7 protein-coding genes are annotated in these 6228 nt (G+C 66.5%); 6 read left to right on the top strand and 1 reads right to left on the bottom strand.

The features are described from left to right. The 6 genes from VIR09_RS02645 to VIR09_RS02620 form a co-directional block, all read left to right on the top strand. A partial coding sequence (locus VIR09_RS02645) for an SRPBCC family protein (protein ID WP_332011481.1) occupies nt 1–589 on the top strand: 589 nt, incomplete at its 5' end. A 64-nt stretch (nt 590–653) separates the two neighbouring features. After that, entirely contained in the window at nt 654–1679 is a 1026-nt protein-coding gene (locus tag VIR09_RS02640; protein WP_332011480.1) for an ABC transporter substrate-binding protein, read from the top strand. Continuing rightward, nucleotides 1676–2485, top strand: a complete 810-nt coding sequence (locus VIR09_RS02635) for an ABC transporter ATP-binding protein (protein ID WP_332011479.1) — start codon at nt 1676–1678, stop codon at nt 2483–2485. Before VIR09_RS02640 ends, VIR09_RS02635 begins: the two co-directional genes overlap by 4 nt. Continuing rightward, the gene (locus tag VIR09_RS02630) at nt 2482–3258 is read left to right on the top strand and encodes an ABC transporter permease (protein ID WP_332011478.1); all 777 of its coding nucleotides are present in this window, start codon (nt 2482–2484) and stop codon (nt 3256–3258) included. Before VIR09_RS02635 ends, VIR09_RS02630 begins: the two co-directional genes overlap by 4 nt. A 74-nt stretch (nt 3259–3332) precedes the next feature. Continuing rightward, on the top strand, nt 3333–3959 hold the full coding sequence (locus VIR09_RS02625; protein WP_332011477.1) for a TRAP transporter small permease subunit: 627 nt from the start codon (nt 3333–3335) through the stop codon (nt 3957–3959). A gap of 2 nt (nt 3960–3961) precedes the next feature. Continuing rightward, nucleotides 3962–5620, top strand: coding sequence for a TRAP transporter large permease subunit (locus VIR09_RS02620; RefSeq protein WP_332011476.1), 1659 nt, complete (start codon nt 3962–3964; stop codon nt 5618–5620). Between the two features lie 35 nt (nt 5621–5655). Here the strand turns inward: VIR09_RS02620 and VIR09_RS02615 are convergent. Next, nucleotides 5656–6228 (bottom strand): class I SAM-dependent methyltransferase (locus VIR09_RS02615; RefSeq protein WP_332011475.1); only part of this gene is annotated, 573 nt, incomplete at its 5' end.

The following is a 6228-nucleotide window of genomic DNA, read 5'->3' as shown; positions in this document are numbered from 1 at the left end:
GCCCGCTGCCGCGGCGGGCAAGAAGGAAGGCCGCGGCAGCCAGATCGACGGGGGCTTCAAGGTGCCGTTCCCGGCCGCCGAGGTCTGGGCCTTCATGGTGGACCTGCCGGCGCTAGCCAGCTGCCTGCCGGGCGCCTCGATCGAAGAGCACGAAGGGGACCGCGTCAAGGGCAAGATCGCCATCAAGTTCGGTCCCATGTCCGCCGCCTTCAATGGCGCGGCCCGCCTGGAACGCGACGATGCCGCCATGCAGGCGGTGTTCCGCGGGGCAGGGCAGGACTCGCTCAGCCAATCGCGCGCCAACGGCGACATCACCTATCGCCTGGAAGCGTTGTCGGCCACCGAGACGCAGGTCCACGTGAACCTGCTGTATTCGCTGCAGGGGCCGCTGGCGCAGTTTTCGCGGTCCGGCCTGGTGCAGGACTTCGTGCGCCGGATGATCGCGGACTTCGGCAACAACGTCACCGCCCGGCTGCGCCGGCCCGTCGCGGCGGGCGAGGCGCCGGCCCAGGCCAGCTTCAATCCCACGGCCATGTTCTTCAGCGTGCTGTGGGCGCGCATCAAACGGTGGTTCGGCCGCGGCGGCTGAGCGCGACGTAGTACCGGCGGCCGCGCGCGCGGCCGCCCAGTGTCGGCACATAACGGGGAAAATCATGCTCGCGGTATTCGCAAGGAATTGGCGCAACGCATTGTTGGGCCTGGCGGCTGTCGCGCTGAGCGCGCCCGCCTGGTCGCAGGCCCTGGAGCCGCTGCGGGTGCGACTGGACTGGACGCCCTGGGGCGTGCACGGCGCATTCCACCTGGCGCAGCAGAAGGGCTGGTACAAACAGGCCGGCCTGGACGTGTCGCTGGAAGACGGCAACGGTTCGGTGACGACGGTGCAGATCGTCGGCGCCGGCGACAGCTTCGACCTGGGGCATGCCGCGCTGGCCTCGGCCATGATCGCCCGCGAGAAAGGCATGCCGGTGAAGGCGGTGGCCGTGTTCGCCAGGCAGAGCGACATCGGGCTGCTGGTGCCTGCCGACGCCGGCATCACCGGGCCTGCGCAGCTCAAGGGCAAGAAGGTGGCCTATACCGCTGGCTCGCTGGAAGCGCCATTCATCGATGCCTTCCTGGCCGCGGGCAAGCTAAAGAAGAGCGATCTGGAACTGATCAACGTGGACGCCGCCAGCAAGGCCTCGACCTATGCGGTGGGACGGGCCGATGCGGCGTTCTCCACCATCCCGTTCTTTCTTCCCGTGGTCTCGCAGAACCGCCCCTCCAGCGCGGTGCGCTTCGCCGACTTCGGCCTGAACATGCCCAGCTTCGGCTTGTTCGCCAATGAATCCAAGCTGGCGCAGCGGCGCGATGCCATCGAGCGTTTCGCCAGCGTGAGCGCACGCGCCTGGGAATACATCTATGCCGGCCACCAGGACGAGGCGGTCGCCGCCATCCTGGCGCAGCGGCCGCAGGCGCGCCTGGACAAGAAGGTGCTGCGCGGCCAGATCGACGCCCTGCAGCCGTACTTCGGCCAGCCGGCGGCGGGCGCGCGCCTGGGCGCCATCGTGCCGCAGGATTGGACCCAGGCCGTCACGACCTTGTCGACGGTCGGGCTGATCAGCGCAAGCGCCGAGGCCTCTTCGTTCTATGTGCCCGGCCTGGTGCACGCGGAACGCTACGACAGCCTGGTGCAGCCATGACGCAGTGGGCCGTGGCCGCAACAGACGTGCGCAAGCGCTATCCCGGCGCGGCTGGAGTGGAGGCGCTGGCATCGGTGTCGGTCGAGGTGCCGCGTGGCCGCTTCGTCAGCATCCTGGGCCCCAGCGGCTGCGGCAAGAGCACCTTCCTGCGCTGCGTGGCCGGCCTGGAGACGGTCTCCAGCGGCGACTTGCGGGTAGAGGGCGTGCCGGTGCAGGGGCCGCCGGACGGCATGGGCATGGTGTTCCAGCGCGACGCGCTGCTTGAATGGCGCAGCGTGCGCCGCAATATCCTGCTGCCGGTGGAGCTTGCGCACAAGCCGGTGGCGGCCTATGCCGACAAGGTGCGGGCGCTGCTGGCCCTGACGGGCCTGGAGAAGTTTGCCGATAGCTATCCGCGCGAACTGTCCGGCGGCATGCGCCAGCGCGCGGCGATCTGCCGGGCGCTGGTGGACGATCCCAAGTTGCTGCTGATGGATGAGCCCTTCGGCGCGCTGGACGCGCTGACGCGCGACCAGATGAACGTCGAGCTGCAGCGGATCTGGATGGAGACGCGCAACACGGTATTGTTCGTGACGCATGGCATCGCCGAAGCGGTATTCCTGGGCGACGTGGTGATGGTGTTCTCGCCGCGCCCGGGCCGCATCCTCGAAACCATAGAGATCGACCTGCCGCGGCCCCGGCCGCTGGCGCTGCGCGAAACGCCGCAGTTCGGCGAGTACGTGCGGCACATCCGCGGCATGTTCCAGAACATGGGCCTGATAGACGAGGGCGTGCGCGCCGCATCCGGCCTGGAGTCCGTCCAATGAGCGCGCTATTGAAAGGGGCGGGCCGGCGCATGGCCGGGCTGGTCTCGGTGCTGGTGTTCTTGCTGCTGTGGGAGGCTGCCGCCCGGGTGTTCCATGTGCGCGCCATCATGCTGCCGTTGCCGGGCCAGGTAGCGCTGGAACTGGCCGCGGAGTGGAGCTGGTATGCCGGCCATGCCGCCTACACGTTGATGACCACGCTGGCCGGCTTTGCGTTGGCGGTGGCGGCCGGCGTGGCGATCGCCGTCATGCTGGTGGGCTCGCGCTGGTTCGAGCGCTTCATCTATCCCCTGATCGTGGCCCTGAACAGCGTGCCCAAGGTCGCCATCGCACCCTTGTTCGTGATCTGGATGGGCACGGGAGCGGAGCCAAAGATCGCCATCGCCTTCCTGATCGCCGTGTTCGCGATGATCGTCGACACCGTCCACGGCCTGCGCTCCGTGCCGCAGGACGTGCTGGACCTGGGCCGCGTGCTGAAGGGCTCGCGCCTCGATTTCTTCTTCAAGGTGCGGCTGCCCAGCGCGCTGCCCTCGATCCTGGGGGGCATGAAGGTCTCGATCTCGCTGGCGCTAGTGGGCGCCATCGTCGGCGAGTTCGTGTCCTCGCAGCGCGGATTGGGCTACGTGATCATGAGCGCCCAGGGCACCTTCGACACGGTGCGGGTGTTCGCCGCGATCTTCGTGCTGGCCCTGATGGGCATGCTGCTGTTCGCCTTGCTGGTGTGGCTGGAACGGCGCGTGACGCCCTGGCTGCGGCATGACCGCGAAGACGATTGACAGTTTCAAGCCCGGGGCACCACGGGCTGTGTTTGGGGCAGGTGCGTGATTAGAAACAATTCTGGGGAAAACAGATGCAAGCACTACTCGCCTTGTCGCGTGGCATAGACGCGATCAATCTGCGCATGGGCCGGATCGTGTCCTGGGTCACGCTGCTGGTGGTCCTGGTCAGCGCCGGCAACGCCATCATGCGCAAGATATTCCACGACAGCTCCAATGCCTGGCTGGAGCTGCAGTGGTACATGTTCGGCGCCATGTTCCTGCTGACCGCAGGCTACACCTTGCTGAAGAACGACCACGTCAGGGTGGACATCATCTCCTCGCGGCTGTCGCGCCGCGCGCAGATCGGGATCGAGATCTTCGGCGTGCTGTTCTTCCTGATGCCGGCCTGCCTGTTGATCATGTACCTGTCCTGGCCGGTGTTCATGGATTCGTACCTCAGCAACGAGCATTCCTCCAACTCGGGCGGTTTGATCCGCTGGCCGGTCAAACTGCTGATTCCGGTGGGCTTCGCGCTGCTGGTGCTGGCCGGACTGTCGCACTTGATCAAGTGCGTGGGCTTCCTGATGGGACGCTGCCGCGACCCGCGTGAACGCGAGGGCGCCAGGAGCGCCGAAGAAGAGCTGGCCGAGGAAATCGCCCGCGAGGCGCAGGCGCGCGAAGCGGCCGCGCAGAACGAACTGAACAACAAGGGCCGCTGATCATGGAGTTTCTCATTGCCAATCTGGCGCCGATCATGTTCGCGACGCTGATCATCTTTCTGCTGCTGGGCTTTCCGGTGGCGTTCGCGCTGGCGGCCAACGGCATCCTGTTCGGCCTGGTGGGGATGGAGCTGGACCTGCTCAATTCCTCGCTGTTCCAAGCGCTGCCGCAGCGGGTGTTCGGCATCATTTCCAACGACACGTTGCTGGCGGTGCCATTCTTCACATTGATGGGACTGGTGCTGGAGCGGTCCGGCATGGCCGAGGATCTGCTGGAGACCATAGGCCAGCTGTTCGGCTCGGTTCGCGGCGGCCTGGCCATCGCGGTGGTCTTCGTCGGCGCGATGCTGGCCGCGACCACGGGCGTGGTGTCGGCCTCGGTCATCTCGATGGGCCTGATCTCGCTGCCCATCATGTTGCGCAACGGTTATGACCGCAAGCTGGCCAGCGGTGTGATCGCCGCGTCCGGCACGCTGTCGCAGATCATCCCGCCCTCGCTGGTGCTGATCATCCTGGCCGATCAGCTCGGGCGCTCCATCGGCGACATCTACCGCGCGGCCATGGTGCCTGGCTTCATCCTGGCCGGGGTGTACATCGTCTACATCGTCATCGTGAGCCTGCTGAAGCCGGACTCCGCGCCCGCGCTGCCGGAAGAGGCGCGCCGCTTCCAGGAGCCGAACGGCGGCCGCGGCGGACGTTCGCTGCTGGTGCTGATGGTGATTTCCGCCGTGTCGGCGTACTTCCTGGGCCTCTGGGTCGAGAACAACACGGCGCCGATGGACGAGCGCATCGTGGTGGCGCTGCTGTTCTGGGGCGCCACGGCCTTCGTCATCGCGCTGATCAACAAGGCGCTGGGCCTGGGCCTGCTGTCGGCCCTGGCCGAGCGGGTGACCTTCGTGATGATCCCGCCGCTGGCGCTGATCTTCCTGGTGCTGGGCACTATCTTCATCGGCGTCGCCACGCCGACCGAAGGCGGCGCCATGGGCGCGGTGGGCGCCATCCTGATGGCGGTGGCGCGACGCCGCCTGTCGCTGGATCTGCTCAAGCAGGCCATGGACACGACCACCAAGCTGTCCTGCTTCGTGGTGTTCATCCTGGTGGGTTCCACTGTATTCGGCCTGACCTTCCGCGCCGTCAACGGCGACCTGTGGGTCGAGCATCTGCTGACCGGCTTGCCGGGCGGGCAGTGGGGCTTCCTGATCGTGGTCAGCATCCTGACCTTTGTGCTGGCCTTCTTCCTGGACTTCTTCGAACTGGCGTTCATCATCGTGCCGCTGCTGGGGCCGGTGGCCGACAAGCTGGGCATAGACCTGATCTGGTTCGGCGTGATCCTGGCAGTCAATATGCAAACCTCGTTCATGCATCCGCCATTCGGCTTTGCGCTGTTCTACCTGCGATCGGTGGCGCCACGGGACCGCTACAAGGACAGGGTCACGGGCAAGATGATCGAGCCCGTCACGACCGGACAGATCTACTGGGGCTCGGTGCCGTTCATCGTGATCCAGCTGCTGATGGTCGCGGCCGTGATGGCCTTCCCGGGCATGGTGATGCACTACAAGGGAACGGCCGCCGTCGTCGATCCGAGTTCGGTCTCGCTGGAGGTCGGGGGTAGCGGTTACGGCGCCAGCGCCTACGGGACGGATTCCAACCCGTTCAAGTGATACGCAAGGGGCGCCCAAGCGGCGCCCCTTGGTCCTCAGGGCTTGATCGCGTGCGTCGCCAGGAAGGTCGGCATGAAGCGGTCGATCAGGAACCGCGGCTGGGGCTGTTCATCCTCATAAAACCCCTTGAGCAGGAATCCGGCGTCCAACTGGCCGCCGATCTGCTCGCCCAGGCTGTGTCCGAACACCAGGGCATCCCCCCGGTCTTGCTTCTCGGCCAACTCGGACGCAGTCAGGTCGCGCACATCCGAGTAGGGCAATTTGAAGCGCGGGCGGATCAAGCCCTGTTCCGCCAGTTCCGGCGCGCGGTCGCCGACGAACACGACCGGGTTGTAGAAGCTGCTGAGCAGCCTGCCGCCATGCTTGAGCACCCTGAAGCACTCGCGCCACACAGGCCGCACGTCGGGCACATACAGGTTGGAGATCGGATGCACGATGCAGTCGAAGGACGCGTCTGCAAATGCCGAGAGATCACGCATGTCGCCCTGCACGGCCTTGAGCGTCAGGCCATCGCGGCGCGCGACCATTTCGTCCTGGGCCAGCTGTAGCGGCGAAGCGTCGAACACCGTCACGTCCGCGCCGGCGGCGGCCAGCACGGGCGCCTGCTG

It is taken from the genome of Achromobacter sp. (genome assembly GCF_036567245.1).
Classification (GTDB): Bacteria; Pseudomonadota; Gammaproteobacteria; order Burkholderiales; family Burkholderiaceae_B; genus Achromobacter.
This window is presented reverse-complemented; position numbering and strand designations above follow the sequence as displayed.

Coding starts and splice junctions, on each gene's coding strand:
- VIR09_RS02625 (WP_332011477.1), top strand. CDS start 3,333: ATGCAAGCACTACTCGCCTTGTCGCGTGGCATAGACGCGATCAATCTG.
- VIR09_RS02635 (WP_332011479.1), top strand. CDS start 1,676: ATGACGCAGTGGGCCGTGGCCGCAACAGACGTGCGCAAGCGCTATCCC.
- VIR09_RS02640 (WP_332011480.1), top strand. CDS start 654: ATGCTCGCGGTATTCGCAAGGAATTGGCGCAACGCATTGTTGGGCCTG.
- VIR09_RS02620 (WP_332011476.1), top strand. CDS start 3,962: ATGGAGTTTCTCATTGCCAATCTGGCGCCGATCATGTTCGCGACGCTG.
- VIR09_RS02630 (WP_332011478.1), top strand. CDS start 2,482: ATGAGCGCGCTATTGAAAGGGGCGGGCCGGCGCATGGCCGGGCTGGTC.